Source organism: Paraburkholderia sp. Ac-20336, assembly GCF_017105025.1.
Taxonomy (GTDB): Bacteria; Pseudomonadota; Gammaproteobacteria; order Burkholderiales; family Burkholderiaceae; genus Paraburkholderia.
The window spans coordinates 1-21540 of record NZ_JAAGPS010000042.1 but is presented as its reverse complement, the minus strand read 5'-3'; the positions used below and the strand labels follow the sequence as shown (position 1 = coordinate 21540).

The window sequence follows — 21540 nt, the reverse complement described above, 5'->3', positions numbered from 1 at the left end:
ATGCGGTGAATGCTTCAAGCTTGAATGTGGAGTAGAAAAAAGGCTGCGCCTCGATCGGGGCGCAGCCTTTTGTTTCGCAGAGCATTCATTTAATTTAGTCGGCGCCGCCGCGGTAAGCGCGAAAGCAAGCGCATGCATGCAGGTACAAACGCCAACGCGGGCGGCTGGATCATGAGCCGCCCGCGTTGGCGCGTAGGGACAGAACCTTCCGCGAACCGCGGTCACCGAAAGTCAGCCCTGCAACGCAGCGCACGGCCCACGGCCGGCGCCGCGCCGTTTTCACAAAAACGCGCTGACGTCGGTCTGAAAACGCACCGCGAGTGCCTTGGCGACTTTTTTGCTGATCGCGCGCCGCCCCGCGAGAATGTCGCTGACGACGGTCGGTGACGCGATTCCGGCGAGGTCCTTCTGCTTGAGTCCGTGCGTGACCAGCAGATGGCGCAGCACCTCGCGCGGCTCCGCTTTCGGCAGCATCACGTTGTGCGCTTCCCAGTGGCGGATCAACTCCCGCACGATCGCATGCAGATCGACGAGCGGGTCCTTGTCGGTGCCGTTCAGACGTTCGGCGAGCGAGTTCGCGACTTGCAGCATCTGCTGATAGTCCTCTTCGCTGTGAATCGGCTTGATCGGCAACTGAGCCTGCAACGCAGCCCAAGCCTCGGAAATGTCGGGAAAAGATCCCGCTAGGCGATCGGCGTTCATGAGTTTAAATTCGTCCTCGTCCAAGATCGCATTCGTAATACGTCAGCACCTGACGAACGAATGGCGACTGCCTGTTGTAGTGAATCGCCGTCGCACCCTGTACCGTCTACATCGAAAACGATACGGCGAAGTAGCCCAGAGTCCTTGCCGGCGAGCCGTCTGCTTCAGGTCGTTATGGCCACGCGAGGCATGCCGGCGCCGATGAATCCCACTTCAACCGCGCACGGCGCGCCTCTCAATGCTGGCTGATGCAATCCAGCCATGCTCTCTCTTAAAGGGTCCGCCGCGGATGATCCCGCGCGTGAAGCGCACATCGACGATGCGCGCCCCGCGTGCAAGACCACACGAAACGAACCGGCACATCAATAGCCGCCCAGACACGCCGGTCCGAACGGCTGACTGCTACTCATTGCGAAGTCACTGCGTTACGACGAAACCGATGTGCGGCCGGCACGCTTCTCACGCGCGTGGCGCATCGGCGAATGCACAGCATCGACGGCAGACAGGCGCAATCGCATCTGTGCGCAAACAGCAGACGCGAGATCGACGACGTGGTGACAGGTTTGCCGGCAAGCGGCGCGCGATCTTCGAGAAAATCGGCGAGACTGGGAAGGCCGGTGTCGAGAAGGCACTCGATGATTCTGTCGAGTCTCTTCCTGGCACCACCGGGAGCGACGAACCGGTTGCACTCGATCGCCGCTCATCTCGCGTCCTGCCTGTCAAAAACGCCACCTGTCACTAGCAAAGAGTGTAGGTGGCGCGTTCATCGCTGTGCGTGCGGGTGCCCACATTCGACGCCTGACAGTACGCGAATAATTCAAAGTGCCGGTTCACGGCCTGGAGCCGATGGGCCTTGATTGATTCGACTGCTTATTTTCAGGTTTATTTGCGGGTTTATTTGTAGGTTTATTTACCCGCTCATTTGCCCGTCCGATCCTTTCCGGAAGAGCCATAAAAAACGCGTGTGAACCGGCTGAACGGCTCACACGCGTTGGAGCGAATAGAAACGCTTCGCTTACTTCTCGCCGTACGTGATCGTCTGCACGCCGGTGTCGGTGCCGAGCAGGCACAGGTTCGCGCCACGGCCCGCGAACAGGCCGACCGTGACGACGCCCGGCCATGCGTTGATGTGTGTTTCGAGCGTACGCGGATCGCTGATGCTCAAGCCCTTCACGTCGATGATCTCGTTGCCGTTGTCGGTGATGAACGGCACGCCCTCTTTCGTTACGCGCACGACCGGCACGCCGCCGAGCGCCGTCACGCGACGGCCGATCGCGGTACGCGCCATCGGCACGACTTCGATCGGCAAGGGGAAGTTGCCGAGCGTGTCGACGAGCTTGCTCGCATCGGCGATGCAAACGAATACGTCCGACACCGACGCGACGATCTTCTCGCGCGTGAGCGCGCCGCCGCCGCCCTTGATCATCGCGCCGCTGCGGTCGATCTCGTCGGCACCGTCGACGTACACGGGCAGCGAATCGATCTCGTTGAGATCGAGCACCTTGAAGCCATGCGATTGCAGGCGCGCGGTCGTGGCGAGCGAACTCGACACCGCGCCGCGATAGCGGGATTTGACGGCGGCCAGCGCGTCGATGAAGCAGTTCGCGGTGGAGCCCGTGCCGACGCCGATCACCGAGCCTTGCGGCACGTTGGCGTTCACGTAATCGGCGGCGGCCTGGCCGACCAGTTGCTTGAGTTCGTCTTGAGTCATGAGAGAGGCGGGAAAAGCGTGAAAAAGCGTTAGTTTACCGGAGTGGCTCGGCGAGCACTCGTTTGGGCCACTTGCGCGCCGCGCATCGAGCGAAGCTGTGTCGATGCCCATGATAAAAAGCAACGGAAGCGCAGAATCATCCTTCGCCCATTCCGCATCCTCCTGTCGCTTGCTAGTTTCGCAGGTCCACTCAATGACAGAGGACTTTCGAATGTCGCAAGAATATGGCTCGAATGGCGTGCGTGTGGTGCTCAGCGCGCCGCAACTGGCCGCAATACTGGCCGCGCGTCGATCAGCCACGCGGAGATGCTTTCCAACCGGCTTTGGGGCGGCCTGCAGGTCGCCGCCGGCGTGGTGGAAATGATCGGAGCGAGCACGCCATGCGTGCTGCCGGAGCCGACGATGGCAGGCAAAGCCGGCTGCGTCGTGTTCGGCGTGCATGGTTCGGACACCGCAGCGGCCGGACTGCGTCAGGTTTTGACGGGGCTGAACATCGCCACGCTAACGCAGCAGAGTGCGACGAAACTCGCCGAAACGCTCAAAGCCCGCCCGGACATAGCGAATCAGATCGGTCTGTCGCTCGATATCGCTGTACCGTTCGGATTCGCCAGTTCGATCAAGGCGGCGCGGGCGGCGCGGATTACGATCGGGCGTATTAATCTGCATGCGCATGAGGCGAAAATGGGTAGTTCGATTGGCGGGCATACGATACTGAAGCACGTTGAAAGAACGGAGGCACAGTTGCGGGAAAGGCTGCAGCTTGAGCCAAGGCGGCAAGTCGTATCGTCTTTTGCCAGTCTGGAACGAGCCGAATGGGCGATATCGGAAGTTATAAGCGCCAATACGACAAGAATCCAAACCTGGGCGAAGACCGCAGTTCGAAATTCGACGCTCGATCTCGTTAAAACAGTTCCGGGGGAAATTGGTTACGGAATAACAAGATCGACGGGGAAGCTGACATCAATGAATAGGGTGATCGTCGTTTTGAAATACCAGGTCTACAATGGCATGCCATATTAGATTTTTACTACCTACATCAATGAAAGGTGAATGATGCCTTCGGAACACTACTCACAGATGAGCCTTGTTTTTCGGGCCTACTTCGGTCAGGACTTCGATTTGTTTGGCAATACAATCCCGGAAATTGTTTCCTGCTATAAAAAAGATAATCCACAAGAACGCCATAACGAACTAATCAATGAAATAAATTATTTTATGGACGAACACCCGAATGATCTTGATTCTACATTTGAAACTAAATATGGCGCGGAATTTGATCCGGCATTGTGGGGTCATACAACCGCTTCTTTTCTGAATGAATTAAATCGGCTTTTGAACGAGTAACCTGTCGCTTATCATATCGCTCCCAACCCGCCCGGAAACACTAGCATGACCCGGGCGCAATCAACTAAATGATCGACAAAACACCATACCCGCAGTCCCAGATTCTATTTAGTAAGCATCTCGATTAGGATTCCGACCTGCGGAGTGGAACTGTGAAAAATTGTCTCCTTTTTCAAAATAAACCGAGAAAGACAGGTCGCATGCATTGATCAAAGGTAAAACATGCTATCAGATCACTATCCACGGATGCATGAACTCTTTGGAGCATATTTTAATCAGGATTTTGATTTATGGGGAAATACAATTCCGGAAATCATCTCATGCTACAAGAGAGATAGCCCACGAGATTACCATTACGAAATGATCAAAGAGATAAATTTATTCATGGATGAACATCCAGTGGATCTTGATTCAGCCTTTGAAAAAAACTATAACAATGGCTTTTATCCAAAACTTTGGGGTCACACAACTGCTTCTTTTCTCAACGAATTAAAGTGGCTATTGAGCCAATAGTCAACTTGCCTGCCACTTTGGCAGGCAAGTTGACGCGATAATAAGGAGTAGCTGAGCCGCCGGATTATCGCCTACGATGCGTATGCAGGGCCGATGGCTATGGTGTAGTCTGCGTAACAAGGATCGGATAACGCAGCACAATCTAAAAATTTCTCGTTAACGCAGCATTACACCATGACGCAACATTTTACATCAAATAAAAATCATCTTTTACAATAGATATTTTTTCAAATAACATATCCATGCAAGTAATATCAGCACGCCACATCGACAGCAGCGACTCCGATGAAAATGGAATGTACGATTATTATTACGAATACGACATTTACGAGTTTATCGACGAAAACGTTCACTATATAGCCAGAGCCTACGTGGACGAACCATTCAACGCTCATTTTCTGAAAATGAAATCAGAGGGCGAAGATCTGTGGCGAATAATAGAAGAACAGGATATGAATAATCCACCGTTCAGAAACGCAGTCGCCTTCCTGAAAGAAAAAGGGAAAACTAATATCCAATATCTGAGCAGCGCCCCCCGAGGTTATCTGGATATTTAGAATACGTCATTACCCACATCAATCAACAGAATCTCTCGCTACATCACGAGCAACCCGCCCGGAACACCAGTGCGCTCCGGGCGGAAGCCATTGACCAACAGGAATTACTTCTTCACCGCTCTCTGCCGCACCGCCTCGAACAGACACACCCCCGAGGCAACCGAAACATTCAGACTCTCCACCGTCCCCGCCATCGGAATGTGCATGATCACGTCACACGTTTCGCGCGTCAGACGCCGCATGCCCTCGCCTTCGGCGCCCATCACGAGCGCGACCGGACCGTCGAGTCCGGTTTCGTAGACGCTCTTCTCTGCCTCGCCGGCCGTACCGACCACCCACACGCCCGCATCCTTCAGTTCGCGCAGCGCGCGCGCCAGATTCGTCACGGTGATGTACGGCACGGTATCGGCCGCGCCGCTCGCGACCTTCGCCGCGGTGGCGTTCAGGCCCACCGCGCGATCGCGCGGTGCGATCACTGCATGCGCGCCGGCCGCGTCGGCGACACGCAGGCACGCGCCGAGATTGTGCGGATCAGTCACGCCGTCGAGCACGAGGATCAGCGGCGAACCGGTGATGCCGTCGAGCAGTTCGGCAAGGTTCTGCGCGAGCGGCAGATCGCCGGCGCGCGCGACCACGCCCTGGTGGCGCTCGGTATGCGCGAGCCCCCACAGCCGCGTTTCGTCGGCGGCAATCAGGCGCACACCCGCTTCCTTCGCGGCATGCAGGAACTCGGTCATACGACGGTCCTTGCGCGTCGCGTCGTAATAGACATCTTCGACCGTCGACGCATCGTGCCGGATACGCGCGGTCACTGCGTGGAAACCGTATAAAACCTTGAGACGTGCCATGACTGAACAACCTTTGATTGGGCGCGCGTCAAACGCGCCGCTGTGATGAAGATAAAAACCTGTGTCGTGCCGAGGTCGTACTGCGTAGTGTGCACGCGCGCCACCGCGCGTACGGCGTTGTTGCGCCTCGCACTTCAGCCGCCCAAACCGCTGCCCGCCCAAATGCAGACCGCGCGCAACCGGCACGCTTCACGTGCCCGCTGCGCGCGGCCCGGACACTGCGACGACCTCAGCGCTTCTTGCGTGCCTGCTTCGACGTCGCCTTCGTCGCGGCGCTACGCTTCTTCGCCGCGCCGCGCGCCGCGCGCGCTTCCTTGATCGCCGCGCTCTGCGCCGGCGCGGCCTTCTTGCGCCGCGGACCCGGCACCGGCACGCCGTTGTCCTCTGCCGGCAATGCACGTACGCGCGGCCCGCCGCCTTCGCTGCGGTCGGCCGATGCGCCGCGCGACGCGGGCGGCTTGATCGGCGTGTCGCGCACGAGGCGGAAGTCGATCTTGCGCGCGTCGAGATCGACGCGGCTCACCTGCACACGCACGCGATCCGACAGGCGATAACGAATACCGGTACGCTCGCCACGCAGCTCGTTCTTGATCTCGTCGTACTGGAAGTAGTCCGAACCGAGTTCGGTCACATGCACGAGACCTTCGATAAACAGCGAATCGAGCTGCACGAAGATGCCGAACGACGTCACGCCGTTGACCATGCCGCCATACTCTTCGCCGAGCTTGTCGCGCATGAAATAGCACTTGAGCCAGGCTTCGACGTCGCGCGATGCTTCGTCCGCGCGACGCTCGTTCGCCGAGCAGTGCAGACCGAGTTCCTCCCAGATCGCGACGTTGTTCGCCCGCGCGCGGGTGCCGCGCTTTTCCTCGTCGGCCTGCTGCATCGCGCGGGCACGCGGCGAGAGCGCGGTATTGAGTTCGACGCCGTGCGGCGGCTCGGGCTGATACTTACGGCCCTGCAGAATCGCGTAGATCGCGCGATGCGTGAGCAGGTCCGGGTAACGGCGAATCGGGCTCGTGAAGTGCGCATAGGCCTCGTACGCGAGACCGAAGTGGCCGATGTTGTCGGGGCTGTAGACCGCCTGCTGCATCGAGCGCAGCAGCATCGTCTGCAGCATCGGCGCGTCGGGCCGGTCGCGGATCTGCGCCATCAGCGCCGCGTAATCGCTCGCGTGCGGCGTGTCGCCGCCGCCGAGCGTCAGGCCCATGCCGCGCAGGAACGTACGCAGATTCTCGAGCTTTTCCGCGCTCGGTCCCGCATGCACGCGGAACAGGCCAGGATGTTTGTTGCGCTTGAGGAAGTCGGCCGCGCACACGTTCGCGGCCAGCATGCATTCCTCGATCAGCTTATGCGCGTCGTTGCGCGTGCGCGGCACGATCTGCTCGATCTTGCCCTGCGCATTGCAGACGATGTACGTCTCGGTCGTATCGAAGTCGATCGCGCCGCGTTTCTGGCGCGCCGCGAACAACGCCTTGTACACGCCGTACAGATTCTGCAATTGCGGCAGCAGCGTAGCGCGGCGCGTCGCCTCGGGGCCCTTGGTGTTCTTCAGCACCGCGGCGACTTCCGTATAAGTGAGCCGCGCGGCCGAATGCATCACGCCGGGATAGAACTGGTAGGCCTTCACGTCGCCGCGCGCGGTGACGATCATGTCGCACACGAGCACGCAGCGGTCCACTTGCGGATTGAGCGAGCACAGCCCGTTCGACAGCTTCTCCGGCAGCATCGGAATCACGCGGCGCGGGAAATACACCGAGGTGCTGCGCTCGATCGCGTCGGTGTCGAGCCCGCTCTTCGGATGCACGTAGTGCGACACGTCAGCGATCGCGACGATCAGGCGGAAACCGTCGCCACGGCCGACCTTGACCGGCTCGCAATAGACCGCGTCGTCGAAGTCGCGTGCGTCTTCGCCGTCGATCGTGACGAGCGGCACGTCACGCAGATCGACGCGATGATGAACGTCGGCCGGACGCACTTCGTCGGGCAGGCGCGCGGCTTCGTCGAGCGCGGCCTCGCCGAACTCGTGCGGCACGCCGTACTTGCGCACCGCGATTTCGATTTCCATGCCGGGGTCGTCGATATCGCCGAGCACTTCGACCACGCGGCCGAGCGGCTGCGAATGACGGCTCGGGAAATCGGTCAGCTCGACCACCACGACCTGGCCGACCTTGGCCTTCTTGGTGTTCTGCGTGATCAGGATGTCGTGGCCGATGCGCTTGTCTTCGGGCGCGACGATCAGCGCACCGTTCTCGTTGAGCAGACGCCCGATCACGCGCTTGTTGGCGCGGTCCGTGACCTCGACGATGTGCCCTTCCGGGCGCCCGCGCCGGTCATAGCCGACGATGCGCGCGAGCACGCGGTCGTTGTGCATGACCTTTTGCATTTCGCCGTTGGGCAGGAACAGGTCGTCCTGGCCGTCGTCGCGAATCAGGAAGCCGTAGCCGTCGCGATGCCCCTGCACGCGGCCCGCGACGAAGTTCGACGGATGGGTGAGTTGATAGAGGTTGCGCTGATCGAGCCGGATCTGGCCGTCGCGCTCCATCGCGCCGAGACGCTTGAAAAATCCTTCGCGCTCCTGGCGCTTGATCGACAAGGCTTCGGCGATGTCGTTCGCGGCAAGCGGCGTTTCACTCGTGCGCAGCACGCCGAGGATTTCTTCGCGGCTTGGAATCGGATACGGAAATTTGCTCAAGGGCTTGTCGATGATTTTTTCTCGTTGCATGGACGTCGGCCGACGTGAGGGCCCGGCCTGTTAGACGTTTGCGATATGCGCTCGGTTGCAAGCTGCAACTGCACAGCGCCTCTCGTTGCATCGGTTGTTGCGCCTGCCGTGCTCTACTGCGACTGCGTTGCAAACTCACCGGAGACGGCGAAGCGCCGGCTCCCGCTCGAGGCCCTGCCGATATGCCAACGAACGACAGAGGCCAACGCAGTACTGCGAGGCATTCTAACACCCGTGCCGCGCGCCAAGCGGGGCGTCTGCGACCTCTGCCGGACATGGCGCGACAGCTTGCGCCGGGCTTCGATCGACTTTGGCGCGATGCTTGACAGACCTGAATCGGTCGCTATAATGGCGTTCTTTGCTGTTCATCACCTGCCCAGGTGGCGAAATTGGTAGACGCACTAGGTTCAGGTCCTAGCGGTGGCAACACTGTGGAGGTTCGAGTCCTCTCTTGGGCACCAGATTCAAAAGTAGAGCCGCCTTCTGGGCGGCTCTACTTTTTTGTGTAAGACCCGGTAGTCCGACAGGCTGTTTACGATCGGTCGGCTCGGATGAGCAGGACGGGGGGATCGGTCGCGAAAGCAACTTCGCTGCGCGATTCGACCGGGCGGACAGGAAAGTTTGTTTGAAGCAGGGATTGACAAACTTGATCGTCACGCTAGAATAGCGGTCTAGCTTGAAGACGTGCCCAGGTGGCGGAATTGGTAGACGCACTAGGTTCAGGTCCTAGCGGTGGCAACACCGTGGAGGTTCGAGTCCTCTCCTGGGCACCAACGGTTGTTCCGGCGTAAGCCGCAGTAGTTCGAGAAACCCCGTAAGATCAAAGTCTTACGGGGTTTTTTGTTTCCGTGGACAGCCGTCATATACCGGTGGCATCGGCGATTTTTGCGTACACTCTTTCTTGCGTATACACGGAATCGAGGTACCGAGCGATGCCCAAACACGCCGAACCGAAGTCCGAAGTAGTGTTTCGCGTCGCCAAACCGCGCGAACGCCCTTACCTGCTCTCGGACGGTAACGGGCTTGCCCCGCGCATCTGGCCGGACGGAAGCAAAACGTGGCTGCTCCGTTATCGTCGCCCGAGTACGGGAAAGGAGAACTTTCTCAGTCTTGGTCCCTATCCCGAAGTTACACTCGTCGACGCGCGCAAGTCAGCTGCGATTACGCGTAGTCTCGTGCGTGATGGTACTGATCCGGTCGAGCATCGCAGAGCCGAGGCCGCTGCACGCAAACGCATCGCTGAAGGAGCGTTCGGTCTCGTCGCGGAGAATTGGCTCGCGTTCAAGCGCAAGGAGTGGGCCGACGAGACTTACCGCAAAGCGGAGTTCGTAGTTCGGCAATACCTGATCCCGCCATTACGCAGCAAGCCCATTTCGACGCTCGCGACGTCGGAAGTCAAACCGGTGTTGGAAGCAATAGCGGCGCATGCCCCCAATCTCGCAACGAAGGCTCGCCAATACGTCGGCGGCATCGTGACGTATGCGATCCACCATAGCCTGCGAGACGACGGTGTTCCGTTGTCGCTGCGCGGCGTCATCCCGCGACACGAGAAAGGCCACATCCCGGCGATTACGAAACCCACCGAGATCGCCTCGCTAGTGCAAGCCATCAATACCTACAAGTCGCCGATTACCAGGGCCGCACTGAAACTGACCATGCTCACGGGCTTACGCCCCGGCGTGGTCGCATCTGCACCGTGGGACGAAATTGACCTGAAAGCGGGCGAATGGCATGTTCTGGCCGTGCGGATGAAGATGCGCCACGACCATATTGTGCCTCTACCCAAGCAAGCGGTTGCGTTGCTCGGCGAATTGCAGTCGCTTACAGGCCGCGGACACTATGTGTTTCCGTCTCCGGCTCGTCAGAAGACTCCGCATTTACATCGCGACGCGTTAAGCAAGGCCCTGCGCGAGATGGGTTTCCAGGGAAAACACGCTACTCATGGGTTCCGCGGCATGCTGCGGACCGTTGGCCGGGAGCGGCTCGGCATCGACATCGATGTTCTCGAAGCGCAACTCGCACACGCCAAACGAGGCGACGTGCAGAAGGCCTACGACAGGACAACTTTCGACGACGGTCGTCGCAGAGTGATGCAGGAGTGGGCGGACTATATCGACGGGCTATGCAGAACAACGCCAGCCGGTGGCGCAGTCGATTGAAACTGCTGTTCCGTCACCCTCCAGATTTGTCCTCCCTGCCCCCGCTTGCCGTAAAACTACTCAACCCGACACGGCCCTCCGCTACGTTTGCCACGATCCGGTGCCACATGCATCAGTGACTTGCCGTTCTGCACGACTAACCGATTCACATCCGCGCGATTTGCACCAGATCCCTGCCGTGCGAGCGGCTCCCGCGATCTAGAACCGAACGTTGTCCGAGCCTTTGAGCCCCAGCATCGCCCGCGCTTCGTCCGGCGTTGCCACATCGAGCGCAAGCCCTGCCAAAATCTTGCACACCTGCTCAACCTGAGAAGCGTTGCTTTTCGCGAGTTCGCCGGGGGCGATCCAAAGCGAGTCCTCAAGCCCCACGCGCACGCAGGATGCCTGAGCCGCGCCGATCGCGGCGAGGCGCATCTGGTTGCGTCCCGCACCGAGAATGGACCATACGTAGTCGGCGCCAAACAGCCGGTCGGCCGTCCGCTTCATATGCGCAAGGTCTTCGGGATGCGAGCCGATCCCGCCAAGCAGCCCGAAAACGCTCTGCACGAAGAATGGCGGTTTGACGAGCCCGCGATCGACGAAATGCGCGAGATTGTAGAGGTGCGATGTGTCATAGCACTCGAACTCGAAACGCGTACCCTGCGCACTGCATGAGGTGAGAACCGTTTCGATATCGGCGAACGTGTTGCGAAAGACCAGATCGCGGCTTTTCTCGAGATGCTCGCGCTCCCATGCGTGATCGAATTGCGCATATCGGTCCAGCATCGGATACAGCCCGAAATTCATCGACCCCATGTTCAGCGAGGCCAGTTCCGGCGCGAAGTGCAGCGCTGGCCTCAGGCGCTCCTGCACGCTCATGTGCGGACTGCCGCCGGTCGTAATGTTGACGACCACGTTGGAGCGTCGCCGGATCTCGCCCAGAAACGCACCGAATGCTTCAGGGTCCTGAGTCGGCCGCCCGTCGGCGGGGTTCCTTGCATGAAGGTGGACGATCGATGCGCCCGCTTCGGCAGCGTCCACCGCCGCCTGCGCGATCTGCTCAGCAGTAACGGGCAGATACTGCGACATCGTGGGCGTATGAATGGATCCCGTGACCGCGCAGGTAATGATGACCTTCCTTGAATGATTCATGGATGTTCTTCCAGACAGTTTCGTCGTAAAGCGATATCGATGCGCGTGAGCACGCTAATCGTCGTGATCCACATGGAGCGCTTCGAGAAACCTCGACACCAGGTTGTATGCTCCGACCGTCGCGGTCACTTCGACAAGTTCCCGATCATCAAAGTGACGCCGTACAGCCGCGAAGATGTCGTCCGGCACGTGCACGTTTTTCGTCATCGAGTCGCAGTAGGCGAGCACCGCCCGGTCGCGGTCGTCGAATCCGTTCAGACGGCCCATTCGCAACGCGTCGATTTCTTCCTCGCTCACGCCAACGGACAGCGCAATAGGACGATGCTGCTGGAATTCGTAGTCGGCGTCGTTGATGACCGCGATACGCATGATGATCATCTCGCGTACCCGCGCGGGCAGCGAAGAACGCTGGCGAATCGCGGTCAGGAACGAGAGCCAGCCCTCGCAAACGGGCGGGCTGTGCAGCAGCATGGAATAGAGATTGAGCATCCGGCCGCGCTCGGCGACGATGCGATCGACCAGCGGCGCGATTTCACCGGCGCTGAGATCGGGATAGGGAATGCGTGCCATGGAAACTCCGTATTGAGTTGCAGAAAGGGGCGAAATGCGCAAGCGCCGTTTCGCGTCAGTCGCAGCGCGCGCTCATGCCGCCGTCTACGACGATTTCGGTGCCCGTGATGAAACGGGCCTCGTCCGACGCGAGAAACAGCGCGGCGTTGGCCGTGTCCCGGCCATCGCCCATGAATGGCATCGGGATGCGTGCCTTACGCTTGCTCAGCAGCAATTCAACATCGCCGCCGGTCTGGTTGCGGGCGACCGTCGTGTCGACCAGCGGCGTATGCAGCAGCCCTGGCACCACCGAGTTCACGCGGATATTTTTTTGCGCGTACTCGACCGCCACGACACGCGTCATCTGGATCACGCCGGCTTTGGCTGCCGCATAACCGACCTGCGCAGCGCCCGTCCAGCGAATGCCCGACGTCGAAGCGATATTGACGATCGCGCCGGCGCCCTGCTGCTCCATCACCGGCAACACGTGCCGGCACATCAGGTAGGTTGTCGTCAGGTTCAGCTCCAGTTGCTTTTCCCACTGCGCCTCGCTCAGCTGCACAGGCCCCCCTGGCGCCGGCGCCCCCACGTTGTTCACGAGCACGTCGATGCGGCCCAGGCGCGCCGTGCTTTGCGCGACGAGTTGGGCGATCGCCCCGCTGTCGGTCACGTCGCACTCGTATGGCGTGACCTGCCCTCCCGACTGCCGGATCAGCTCCAGCGTCTCATCCATCGATGCGAGGTCGCGATCGATCGCGACGACATGCGCGCCCTCGGCGGCAAACCGTACAGCGATTGCGCGCCCATTGCCCCATCCGGGTCCGATGCATCCAGCGCCCGTGACGAGCGCGATCTTGCCTTCCAGCCTTCCTGCCGAGTTCATTGCGTTTCCTCCAAACTAGCTGCGCTTGCGTAAAACAGAAATGCTGTGCTTCGCGAACGAGAAGCCGCGTACGCACGCATATCCGGTCAGAATCGGTGAATCATCCCAAGCACGCCTTCAAACAGCGAGTTGTAGCCGTTAAAAGACTGGGTAAATCCGCTGGTCGACGCCAGCTTCGTCCACTGGCCGCTCAGGTGGTTGTAGTTGAATCCGGTATAGAGGTCCGTCCGCTTGGAGACGTGATAGAACAGAATGGGGCCGGTGGTAATTCTCGCGCCCTCGCCTGCCGCGTGATGCAAGATATCGACGTAGACCGCATCGCGAATTTCCCATGCCGGGCTGAACCGGTACGCTGCGCCCAGCGACATCGAATCGTTCCGGTAATCCGCCGAATAAACATGGCTGTAAATATATTGCGCGTACAGTGCGGCGTTGCTGAGCGTCCAGGTCGCGCCGGCCATGAAAATCTTTTGCGAACTTTGTGGAATGGCAATGCCGAAATACGTGTTCCCGTACCCGCTATTCGCCGGTACTTCGCCGCCGATGTCGTTGACGATCTGGTACGCGACGCCCACGCTGAGCGCGCCGTTGTCATAGCCGACACTCACCGCCGGCGACGAATTGCGATGGATGTCACCGGCCACGCCGCCAAACGTGTAAGCCCCGTTCAGCCTGAATCCGTGAAAGTTGTCCGAGCTGTACTGCACGGTGTTGTCGAGCCGTGCGCCGCCCACCAGCCCGGCCGCCTGGAACCCCCAGGTCGCCGCATAGTTGGCGAATGCGAATGTGTCGTGCGACGCACCCATTAAATAGGCGAGCAGATATTGCCTGCCGAACGTCAGCGTGCCCCAGCCCGTTTTCGACAGTCCGACAAAGGCTTGCCGCCCGAATATGCGGGTTTGCCCGCTCGGCGTGGGAAACGCCATGGCGCCCGTATTCGCAATGAAGCCCGACTCCAGCGTGAAGATGGCCTTCGTCCCGGCGCCCAGATCTTCGACGCCGCGCAATCCCCAGCGGCTCCCCAAAATCGCACCGCCCGTACCCATCGTGATGTTGTGACCACCGGACGGCGTCTGATGGTTGTCGTACCGGATCGCTTCGTCAATCAACCCGTAAAGCGTGACCGACGACTGGCTCCACGCGCTCGAAGCATAAAGACTCAATGCCACTGCCCCGATCATGTAACGTATTTTCATGGCAACGCCCTGCCTCCGATGATCTGTTCCGCTACGGTGGTTCATGCCATCTTTTAAGTTCGCATGACTAAATAATCTATACTCTGAACCCCACCGAATCCGCACTGCCGTCGCTCTTTAGCGCTCAGTGACTGACATTGACCGCGCCTTGCTGATCCTGTGCCCCGAAGCTCGCGCCATCGCCCACTGTCTCCTCCAGGCGCAATCCGCTCGTCTCGATTTTCAGTAGCCAGACCATCACCGCCAACAGCAACTGGATGCCCACCACCGACCCGACCACCATGTTCACGCCGCCCACCGTGAAGAGCCAGAGCACGAAGAACTGGCACAGCGCGCTGGCCGCGCGGCCAGCCGTGCCGCAAATGCCGCTGCCACGCAGCCGGTACGGCGTTGCGAACAGCTCCGGCACGTAGGCGCCCTGGCCGACCGCCACCAGAACGTAGATTCCCGCAACGAGACAAAAACCGGCGAACAGCAGCGCCGTGCTCGACGTCGTGTGCTGGTAGGCCAGCCCGATGACGGCCGTTGCGAGCGCCGCGCCAATGATCGCCGGGCGCCGGCCCAACCGGTCCGCAACGAATATGCCGATAATCGTGCCGGCCGGCGCGCCGAGCGACATGACCGTGCTATAGGTCAGCGACTTCACGATATTGAAACCCTGGTGCACGAAAAACGACGGCAGCCAGTTGATCAGCCCGTAGATGCTGTATCCGATCGTCACCATGATCAGTGAGCCGACAATCGTGCGCCACACCACCGGCGTCCTGAAGAGCACGCCGAGCGGCACGGCCTCGGGCTGCACGGGATCTTCGCGCAGGTAGTCGGGCAGAGCATGCTTGCGGGCAACGGAAGATTCGATCGCCTCCAGCACCGCCTGCGCTTCGTCGAAGCGCCCCTGGCTGACGAGCCAGCGCGGCGACTCGGGCATTTTCTTGCGCATCAACCAGACGATGCCGGCGGCCACCCCGGTGACCGCGAACATGTAGCGCCAGCCGAAAGCCGGAATGATCCACAGGCTGGCCAGTGACGCGACAAACACCGCTGAATTCGCAAAAAGGGAAAGCGCGGCCAGCAGCCGGCCGCGATAGCGGGGCGGCACGAACTCAGAGAGCATGCCGTACGAGACGACGATCTCGGCCCCCATGCCAATTCCCATGATGAACCGTAGCGCGATGAGCCAGTACATGCTCGGCGCGAAGGTCGCAGCAATCGACGCGCCACCGAAAATGAGCAGATTGAGCTGATACGAAAAGCGCCGGCCAAAGCGGTCGCCGAGCACACCCGCGCACCACGCGCCCACCGTCAGGCCGGCGAAGGTGAGTGTCGTAAACCAGGCATTCAACTCCAGCGTCGACCAGCCGGATTTGAGCAGCGTGCCGGTGACGACACCGCCCAGATAAACGTCGAAAGCATCGAGAAATAACCCGGTTCCGATCAGAAAAAACAGGCGCCAGTGAAAAGCGCTCAGCGGTAATCTGTCGAGCCGCGTCGCGGCATAAACCGTGTTCTGCATTTTTGTCTCCTGAATTTATTTTATGTATTCGGATAATCGTCCGTTCCCGCCGCAAAGTTAGAGATCGCTCACTTCGACTGGTAGCTCCAGCAGCAGGAAGCTGAACGATTTGCCATGAAAATCCAGATTCAGCGAAGCGTTCACGCCGCCCTCCAGCGCATCGTGGATCACGAAATTGAGACCCTGGAGCGCGGGGATCTCGAAACGCTCGACCGGGCCCCGGAATAGATCCGGCCAGGCTTTCGCGATGCGCTCCGCCGTCAAGGAAGCCTTGATATCTTCGTAATGCTTAGGGTCATAAGGCCAGACCGAGACACAGGACACATTGCCCTTGTCGCCGGTACGGGCCGACGCAATCTCACGGAGCGGGACCGTTCTTTTCATGACTGCAACACCTCCACCTTCGTCTCGATAGAATCGCGGCCGACATACACGGCCTGTGTCGTGACCGAAGCATTGACACTGCCCCGGTAACCGCCGCCGCCCGCGGGCCCCGCAACCCACAGGCTTTCGACTTCGGACAGAAGCGTCTGCGCCATGTCGCGGCTACCGGTACGCATCGCCGCCCGCAAACGCACGTCCTGCGTCTCGACCGGCCGGCGGATGGCGGTGGCGTGCAGCGCATTCACGCCGATCAGATCGAGGCGGATGCGTTCGTCGCAGCCGTGAACGTTGCGCATGCGCTCTTCGACGATTGCCGCTGCGAGCTGCGCGCGCTGCACCGCGCCAGGGCCGGCATAGCTGAACTCCGCCTCCGCCAGGAAGCCGCCGTCGAAGCCGACGATCGCCTTCAGCCGGTCGGGACGCGCGCGCCCTGTTGCACCGCTGACAGCGACCCGGTCGCCGCCGGTATCGTCGAGGCGGACGTTGGAAAAGTCGGCGGTCACGTCAGGCGTGAGATACGCGCTCGGGTCATGCACCTCGTAAAGCAATTGTTCTTTCACGGTCAGGTCGGTGACGCATCCACCGGTCCGTTCCAGCTTCGTAATGACGGCGCTTCCGTCGGCATCGACCTCGGCAAGCGGAAAACCCACGTACGCGAGATTTGGCACGGTTTTATACGGCGGGTCGGCAAAGTAGCCGCCCGTGACCTGTGTGGTGCATTCGAGCAGATGGCCCACGGCCGTGCCCGCCCCGAGCGTCGCCCAGTCGTCGAGCTTCCAGCCGTAGCGATGCGCCAGCGGCGCGAGAAAGAGCGAGGGATCGGCGACGCGTCCGGTGATCACGAGGTGGGGTTCCGCGTCCAGCGCCGGAAGAATGGCTTCCGCGCCCAGATACGCGTTCGCGCCGACAAGGCGCAAGCCGGACTCGCCAACCGTCCTGCCGATCTCGGGCAAGAACGTCGCATCGGAAATGCGGGCAGTCACGTCGTCGCCCTCGACCACGGCCACGCGAATGCGCAGGCCCATCCTGCGAGCGGCCTCAATCGCGACGTAGGCTGCGGCCCGTGGATTCGCGACCCCCATGTTGGTGACGATCGTCGTGCCGTACGCCATGCAGGCGGGAAGCACCGCGTTCAGCCGCTTCTCCAGCAGCGGGTTGTAGCCACGGGCCGAGTCCTGCGCCCGCTGCAAATGCCCATAGGCCAGCGTGCGCTCCGCCAGGCACTCGAATATGAGGTAGTCCAGATTGCCGCGCTCGGCGAGATCGCGCGCCGGATCGATCCGGTCTCCGGCAAAGCCTGCCCCAGCGCCGATACGCACCACTTGTCCCGCCATGTCATGTCTCCTGTTTCGGCAAATTTTGTTCCGAAAATCAATATTCGTTCTTATTTCGGAACATTAAACCGCACGAGTTCAGGAACCGTCAACAAGTTTTGTTCCGAATTTTATATTGACGTCCGATATCGGAATGCCTAGCATGAAAACACAAGCTGGCGACCCGGCCACCGGCCACCGCCGTTCCGAAAACACCGAGCCTGTGTGAACCGGCCCTCCCGACCCAAGACCATGACCGTCAATCGAACGCCACCCCGTGCGAACCCACTCGGATTCCGTCGAGATATCCAACCGCCGTCCTTCGCGGTTCCGCCCGGTGCGTGCGACACCCACATGCACATCGTCGGACCATTCGGGCAGTACCCGTTGCGCGAAACGCGCTCGCTGCAACCGCCCGAGTCGACGCTGGGCGACTACCTCGGCATGAAGCGTGCAACCGGCATCGAACGAAACGTGATCGTCCAACCGAGCTTCTTCGCGAAAGACAACGCGTGCACGCTGGACTCGGCAGAGCAAATGGGCGAGCATGCCCGCGCGGTGGTCGTGGTCGAGCCGGACGTCGATGAAGATACGCTCGCCGCCATGCATGCGCGCGGCGCACGAGGCGTGCGGCTCCAGCGCGTCGTGGCGGGGGGAACGAGCGTGGATGAGATCGCTGAGATCGCCGCGAAAATCCAGCCGTTCGGCTGGCATGTCCAGCTTTTCATCGATTCTGAGGATATCGAAGCACTCATCCCCCTGTTGCGGCGGCTGCCCGTGCCGGTCGTGTTCGATCACATGGCGCATGTGTATCAGGGAAGTTCGATGACATCACCGGGCTTTCGCGGCCTTCACGATCTGCTCTCTGAAGGCAAGGCGTGGGTCAAGCTCTCGGCATGGCGTTTCTCGCCCGACGACGAACGCGCCCGCGCGCTCGTGTCCATCAATGCGCAACGGGTTTTGTGGGGCAGCGACTGGCCGCACGTCTCGTACGAAGAGGACGTTCCGGACGACGGGCAACTGTTGAACCGGCTCGCGCAGTGGGCGCAGGATCCGGCAACGCTTCATGGCATCCTCGTCGACAACCCCGCTCAGCTTTACTTCCAGGACCAGCAAGGCTGATCGCCGCATCACGGCCGACGCGGCCCGCACCTCCGCGCGACGCCGCGCGGAGGCCCACTCGAGCCCCGGCCTCCGGAAAATTGCTTCCGCTATAATGACCTGCCGGTGGCTGCGGTGAACGGGAGCCCGCCGCCCGGCGCGGAACACAGGTCAACGCAATTCCCGGATTCCGCCAAGACACGGTGATGAACAGATACAAGTCCGACGCGGAAGGCATAACTTCGCGCAAACAATACGAGACGACACGCTCGCCCGCCCGGGTGCTGCAGGTAATTTACGAACTGGCGATCAGCACGAACGGCTTGACGCTGGCCAGACTGGCCGCCCTGACGCACCTGCCGAAGACCAGCCTCCTCACGCTCCTCCGCTCGCTCGAGGCATCGAGCTACGTCATCAACGTATCGGGCATGTACCGTCTCGGCACGGAGACCTACGCGATCGCCGCGGCGATAACCGCCAAGGAACGCTTCCTGCCGACTGCGCGCCCTGCATTGCAGGCGCTCTTCGCGAATATCGGCGAAACGGTGCAGCTCGGCATTCTCGCCGAAGACGAAGAGCTTGCCGAAACCATCGAGATCATTGAAACGCGCAAGCCGGTGCGATTCTCCCTTCCGGTGGGACTGCGCCGTCCGCTTCACTCCACTTCGATAGGCAAGCTGCTGCTTGCCTATCAGCCTGTCGAATGGAGCCAGACCTATCTGAGGCGCAGCCCTCTGGAAGCATTTACGCCGCACACCATCATCGACGAAGAAGACCTGCTCGTGGAACTGGAGCGTATTCGCGAGCGCGGGATCTCGATCTCGCATGAGAACATGTTCGAAGGCATGAGCGGAATTACGGCGCCAATCTGGAATGAAGTCGGGCACATGCTGGCCGGCGTCAGCGTCACGGGGCCGACTTATCGGCTTCGCCCACAGGAAGCACACATCCGCGAACTCACTCAACGCACGGGCGAAGACATATCCCGGAGGCTTGGCTACACCGGTCCATATCCTCGCAGGGAGACCAACGGGGCTAGCGGCGTCCTTGATGGCAAACCCACGTCGAAATCCGAGTTTCACTGAGGTTCATTTTGAACTGGAGGCGCATCAATCCGTTCGCGTCTTCATCGCGCTTCGCGTTGATTTCGAAGGCTCCGGTGCAAATAGGTACCGGTCGGCCGCGTCCGCCGCAAGGATGTGACACTCGATCGCGACTGTCGCCAGCGTGTTGCCGGTATAAAGAACGGCAAACGCGTCCTTGTGCCCAGCCGGCGGGTCGACGCGCAGATTCCGGTACTTTTCTTCTGGCGGGTCCCAATCCCCACCCGGATGCGCGAACAGGCGGACCAGGGGTTCACTGTTCGTATCCAGCAGCTCAAGTTCCAGGTCCCGGCCTCGGAATCCGCCCGACGACGCAGCACTCATGACGCAAGCACCGCCGCATAGGCCTAGGCTGCGTGAGAGACCGCTTCCGTTCGATCGCTCGGGGATGTCGACAGAAGCGTCGAGCATCGTCGTCGACATCCCTTTCCGAACCTATCTTGCCAAGCATCGCTTCGATGGGTGTCAGGCCACCCAGCAGATCGTTGGGCGACGTGAAAAACGCGTATGCCTCGGCGCATCCCGGCTCGTCAAGCGCCTTCAGAACCTGCCGCAACGGCTCACCTGTAATACCCGCCCATGCCTGCAAGGCCGGATACTCCCGCGCCCGCTTGCGCCCCGGGCGAAGGATCGAAAAAAGCTCTCCCGCCCGTTCGCGCTGACGCACCGTCTCATCTCCGATCCCGCCGAGGGCCTGCGGCCGAAAGCAGTTGCCTAGGATCATCTTGCAGCGCCGCCGGGGTCGCTTGCGGCGTCTGGCCGCGCACACACTCGATTACGCGCTCGACCTCAATCTGACGCTGCAGAAAACGCGTTCGCCATTCCTTCCGTCGAACTCGCACCTTGGCATCTGCCTGCCGCCCCGTTTCCTGCCCTGTCCCGCGACCGTAGCCGAGGGCGGGGGCGAAGAACCGTGTTGCCCGCACCATCCCTCGCCTCTTTCCTTGACACCGCCCCGCCCCCGGCTCCCTGGGTCGCACGGGCAGGAAACAGGGTGTCAGGCAAAAGCAGAAGCCAACCCCGAGTTCCACCGGGAAGGTTTCCCGCGTAAGCACCAGGGCCATCCCACAGCCCGTACGTCAACCCTCTAGCTGTGGAGATAGTCATGCAACTCACTTCCTCTTTCCGTTACGGTTCACCGATGCTTCGGGCCGACTCGCCCCTGTCGGACGACCAGATTCTGCGCGTCGCGCCGTCCATCTTCGCGGACGGCAAGCACGCAAGCCGCTCGGAACGCTACACCTACATTCCCACCATCGACGTACTGCGCGGCCTGCGCAACGAAGGTTTCCAGCCGTTCATGATCTGTCAGACCCGCGTGCGCGATCAGGGCAGACGCGAATACACGAAGCACATGCTTCGCCTTCGCCACGCCGACCAGATCAACGGCGACGAAGCCAACGACATCGTCCTCCTGAACTCGCACGACGGCACCAGCAGCTACCAGATGCTCGCGGGCGTGCTGCGCTTCGTCTGCCAGAACGGCATGGTCGCGGGCGAGAACGTTGTCGATATCCGCGTGCCGCACAAGGGCAACATCGTGCAGAACGTCATCAACGGCGCATTCGATGTGCTCGACGGCTTCGACCTGATCCGCGAGCAGAAGGACGCCATGCGCGACGTGACGCTCGATCGCGACGAACAGCAGGCGTTTGCCCGCTCCGCGCTCGCCCTGCGCTACGACCCGACCGACGCAGAGGCACCGGCCCCCATCACCGAAAACCAGTTGCTCGCTCCGCGTCGCTTCGAGGATCGCCGCGACGACCTCTGGACGGTCTTTAACCGCGTGCAGGAAAACCTCACCAAAG

At 60.7% G+C, this 21540-nt stretch carries 20 protein-coding genes, 2 tRNA genes and 1 pseudogene; 11 read left to right on the top strand and 12 right to left on the bottom strand.

The window, feature by feature from the left end; genetic code table 11:
* Positions 1–279: 279 nt before the first annotated feature.
* Both GXB81_RS14810 and rpiA read right to left on the bottom strand, forming a co-directional pair.
* Positions 280–702: a transcriptional regulator gene (locus tag GXB81_RS14810; protein WP_167038636.1), complete on the bottom strand. Its 423-nt coding sequence runs from the start codon at positions 700–702 to the stop codon at positions 280–282.
* A 1015-nt stretch (positions 703–1717) separates the two neighbouring features.
* Positions 1718–2413: a ribose-5-phosphate isomerase RpiA gene (rpiA, locus tag GXB81_RS14805; protein ID WP_167038638.1), complete on the bottom strand. Its 696-nt coding sequence runs from the start codon at positions 2411–2413 to the stop codon at positions 1718–1720.
* A gap of 211 nt (positions 2414–2624) precedes the next feature.
* On the opposite strand from rpiA, the pseudogene GXB81_RS14800 reads away from it, so the two are divergent.
* The 4 genes and pseudogenes from GXB81_RS14800 (at position 2625) to GXB81_RS14785 (ending at position 4827) form a co-directional block, all read left to right on the top strand.
* Positions 2625–3433: pseudogene (locus GXB81_RS14800) on the top strand (RNase A-like domain-containing protein).
* Between the two features lie 30 nt (positions 3434–3463).
* Positions 3464–3757, top strand: coding sequence for a contact-dependent growth inhibition system immunity protein (locus GXB81_RS14795; RefSeq protein WP_241016375.1), 294 nt, complete (start codon positions 3464–3466; stop codon positions 3755–3757).
* 246 nt (positions 3758–4003) lie between these two features.
* Positions 4004–4270, top strand: a complete 267-nt coding sequence (locus GXB81_RS14790) for a contact-dependent growth inhibition system immunity protein (RefSeq protein ID WP_241016373.1) — start codon at positions 4004–4006, stop codon at positions 4268–4270.
* Between the two features lie 242 nt (positions 4271–4512).
* A complete protein-coding gene (locus tag GXB81_RS14785) occupies positions 4513–4827 on the top strand; it encodes a hypothetical protein (RefSeq protein ID WP_205989591.1) in 315 nt (104 codons plus the stop codon).
* Between the two features lie 104 nt (positions 4828–4931).
* Here GXB81_RS14785 and rlmB read toward each other — a convergent pair whose 3' ends face one another.
* Both rlmB and rnr read right to left on the bottom strand, forming a co-directional pair.
* Positions 4932–5675 (bottom strand): 23S rRNA (guanosine(2251)-2'-O)-methyltransferase RlmB, encoded by a 744-nt coding sequence (gene rlmB / locus GXB81_RS14780; RefSeq protein WP_167038645.1) that lies wholly within the window; start codon positions 5673–5675, stop codon positions 4932–4934.
* 229 nt (positions 5676–5904) lie between these two features.
* Positions 5905–8400: a ribonuclease R gene (gene rnr / locus GXB81_RS14775; protein WP_167283482.1), complete on the bottom strand. Its 2496-nt coding sequence runs from the start codon at positions 8398–8400 to the stop codon at positions 5905–5907.
* A 374-nt stretch (positions 8401–8774) separates the two neighbouring features.
* On the opposite strand from rnr, the gene GXB81_RS14770 reads away from it, so the two are divergent.
* The 3 genes from GXB81_RS14770 (at position 8775) to GXB81_RS14760 (ending at position 10559) form a co-directional block, all read left to right on the top strand.
* Positions 8775–8861 (top strand) — tRNA-Leu (locus GXB81_RS14770).
* Between the two features lie 225 nt (positions 8862–9086).
* Positions 9087–9173, top strand: a tRNA-Leu gene (locus GXB81_RS14765).
* A gap of 159 nt (positions 9174–9332) precedes the next feature.
* The gene (locus GXB81_RS14760; RefSeq protein WP_205989589.1) at positions 9333–10559 is read left to right on the top strand and encodes an integrase arm-type DNA-binding domain-containing protein; all 1227 of its coding nucleotides are present in this window, start codon (positions 9333–9335) and stop codon (positions 10557–10559) included.
* Between the two features lie 198 nt (positions 10560–10757).
* Here GXB81_RS14760 and GXB81_RS14755 read toward each other — a convergent pair whose 3' ends face one another.
* The 7 genes from GXB81_RS14755 to GXB81_RS14725 all read right to left on the bottom strand — a co-directional run bounded on the left by GXB81_RS14755 (position 10758) and on the right by GXB81_RS14725 (position 17549).
* Positions 10758–11690, bottom strand: coding sequence for a 3-keto-5-aminohexanoate cleavage protein (locus GXB81_RS14755; RefSeq protein WP_205989588.1), 933 nt, complete (start codon positions 11688–11690; stop codon positions 10758–10760).
* A gap of 54 nt (positions 11691–11744) precedes the next feature.
* Entirely contained in the window at positions 11745–12260 is a 516-nt protein-coding gene (locus tag GXB81_RS14750) for a carboxymuconolactone decarboxylase family protein (protein ID WP_167284730.1), read from the bottom strand.
* Between the two features lie 55 nt (positions 12261–12315).
* Entirely contained in the window at positions 12316–13122 is an 807-nt protein-coding gene (locus tag GXB81_RS14745) for an SDR family NAD(P)-dependent oxidoreductase (protein WP_205989586.1), read from the bottom strand.
* A gap of 86 nt (positions 13123–13208) precedes the next feature.
* Complete coding sequence (locus tag GXB81_RS14740) at positions 13209–14303, bottom strand: porin (RefSeq protein WP_241016371.1); 1095 nt, start codon at positions 14301–14303, stop codon at positions 13209–13211.
* Between the two features lie 139 nt (positions 14304–14442).
* Positions 14443–15831, bottom strand: a complete 1389-nt coding sequence (locus GXB81_RS14735; protein ID WP_205989584.1) for an MFS transporter — start codon at positions 15829–15831, stop codon at positions 14443–14445.
* A gap of 57 nt (positions 15832–15888) precedes the next feature.
* The gene (locus tag GXB81_RS14730; RefSeq protein ID WP_167038659.1) at positions 15889–16215 is read right to left on the bottom strand and encodes a hypothetical protein; all 327 of its coding nucleotides are present in this window, start codon (positions 16213–16215) and stop codon (positions 15889–15891) included.
* Entirely contained in the window at positions 16212–17549 is a 1338-nt protein-coding gene (locus GXB81_RS14725; RefSeq protein WP_205989582.1) for an acyclic terpene utilization AtuA family protein, read from the bottom strand. The genes GXB81_RS14730 and GXB81_RS14725 overlap by 4 nt, the downstream gene beginning before the upstream one ends.
* Before the next feature lie 204 nt (positions 17550–17753).
* On the opposite strand from GXB81_RS14725, the gene GXB81_RS14720 reads away from it, so the two are divergent.
* Both GXB81_RS14720 and GXB81_RS14715 read left to right on the top strand, forming a co-directional pair.
* On the top strand, positions 17754–18650 hold the full coding sequence (locus tag GXB81_RS14720) for an amidohydrolase family protein (RefSeq protein ID WP_345889915.1): 897 nt from the start codon (positions 17754–17756) through the stop codon (positions 18648–18650).
* Between the two features lie 185 nt (positions 18651–18835).
* Entirely contained in the window at positions 18836–19714 is an 879-nt protein-coding gene (locus GXB81_RS14715) for an IclR family transcriptional regulator (RefSeq protein WP_205989581.1), read from the top strand.
* A 24-nt stretch (positions 19715–19738) separates the two neighbouring features.
* Here the strand turns inward: GXB81_RS14715 and GXB81_RS14710 are convergent, their stop codons facing one another.
* Positions 19739–20056: a hypothetical protein gene (locus tag GXB81_RS14710; RefSeq protein WP_205989579.1), complete on the bottom strand. Its 318-nt coding sequence runs from the start codon at positions 20054–20056 to the stop codon at positions 19739–19741.
* A 64-nt stretch (positions 20057–20120) separates the two neighbouring features.
* Here GXB81_RS14710 and GXB81_RS14705 point away from each other — a divergent pair, with 64 nt between their 5' ends.
* Both GXB81_RS14705 and GXB81_RS14700 read left to right on the top strand, forming a co-directional pair.
* A complete protein-coding gene (locus tag GXB81_RS14705) occupies positions 20121–20450 on the top strand; it encodes a hypothetical protein (RefSeq protein ID WP_205989577.1) in 330 nt (109 codons plus the stop codon).
* A 387-nt stretch (positions 20451–20837) separates the two neighbouring features.
* Positions 20838–21540, top strand: a 703-nt coding sequence (locus GXB81_RS14700; RefSeq protein WP_205989575.1) for a DUF932 domain-containing protein, incomplete at its 3' end; no start/stop codon positions are given.

Excerpts from the sequence above, each read along its gene's own strand:
- GXB81_RS14810 (WP_167038636.1), bottom strand. The coding sequence starts at position 702 with ATGAACGCCGATCGCCTAGCGGGATCTTTTCCCGACATTTCCGAGGCT.
- rpiA (WP_167038638.1), bottom strand. The coding sequence starts at position 2,413 with ATGACTCAAGACGAACTCAAGCAACTGGTCGGCCAGGCCGCCGCCGAT.
- GXB81_RS14795 (WP_241016375.1), top strand. The coding sequence starts at position 3,464 with ATGATGCCTTCGGAACACTACTCACAGATGAGCCTTGTTTTTCGGGCC.
- GXB81_RS14790 (WP_241016373.1), top strand. The coding sequence starts at position 4,004 with ATGCATGAACTCTTTGGAGCATATTTTAATCAGGATTTTGATTTATGG.
- GXB81_RS14785 (WP_205989591.1), top strand. The coding sequence starts at position 4,513 with ATGCAAGTAATATCAGCACGCCACATCGACAGCAGCGACTCCGATGAA.
- rlmB (WP_167038645.1), bottom strand. The coding sequence starts at position 5,675 with ATGGCACGTCTCAAGGTTTTATACGGTTTCCACGCAGTGACCGCGCGT.
- rnr (WP_167283482.1), bottom strand. The coding sequence starts at position 8,400 with ATGCAACGAGAAAAAATCATCGACAAGCCCTTGAGCAAATTTCCGTAT.
- GXB81_RS14760 (WP_205989589.1), top strand. The coding sequence starts at position 9,333 with ATGCCCAAACACGCCGAACCGAAGTCCGAAGTAGTGTTTCGCGTCGCC.
- GXB81_RS14755 (WP_205989588.1), bottom strand. The coding sequence starts at position 11,690 with ATGAATCATTCAAGGAAGGTCATCATTACCTGCGCGGTCACGGGATCC.
- GXB81_RS14750 (WP_167284730.1), bottom strand. The coding sequence starts at position 12,260 with ATGGCACGCATTCCCTATCCCGATCTCAGCGCCGGTGAAATCGCGCCG.
- GXB81_RS14745 (WP_205989586.1), bottom strand. The coding sequence starts at position 13,122 with ATGAACTCGGCAGGAAGGCTGGAAGGCAAGATCGCGCTCGTCACGGGC.
- GXB81_RS14740 (WP_241016371.1), bottom strand. The coding sequence starts at position 14,303 with ATGATCGGGGCAGTGGCATTGAGTCTTTATGCTTCGAGCGCGTGGAGC.
- GXB81_RS14735 (WP_205989584.1), bottom strand. The coding sequence starts at position 15,831 with ATGCAGAACACGGTTTATGCCGCGACGCGGCTCGACAGATTACCGCTG.
- GXB81_RS14730 (WP_167038659.1), bottom strand. The coding sequence starts at position 16,215 with ATGAAAAGAACGGTCCCGCTCCGTGAGATTGCGTCGGCCCGTACCGGC.
- GXB81_RS14725 (WP_205989582.1), bottom strand. The coding sequence starts at position 17,549 with ATGGCGGGACAAGTGGTGCGTATCGGCGCTGGGGCAGGCTTTGCCGGA.
- GXB81_RS14715 (WP_205989581.1), top strand. The coding sequence starts at position 18,836 with ATGAACAGATACAAGTCCGACGCGGAAGGCATAACTTCGCGCAAACAA.
- GXB81_RS14710 (WP_205989579.1), bottom strand. The coding sequence starts at position 20,056 with ATGAGTGCTGCGTCGTCGGGCGGATTCCGAGGCCGGGACCTGGAACTT.
- GXB81_RS14705 (WP_205989577.1), top strand. The coding sequence starts at position 20,121 with ATGTCGACAGAAGCGTCGAGCATCGTCGTCGACATCCCTTTCCGAACC.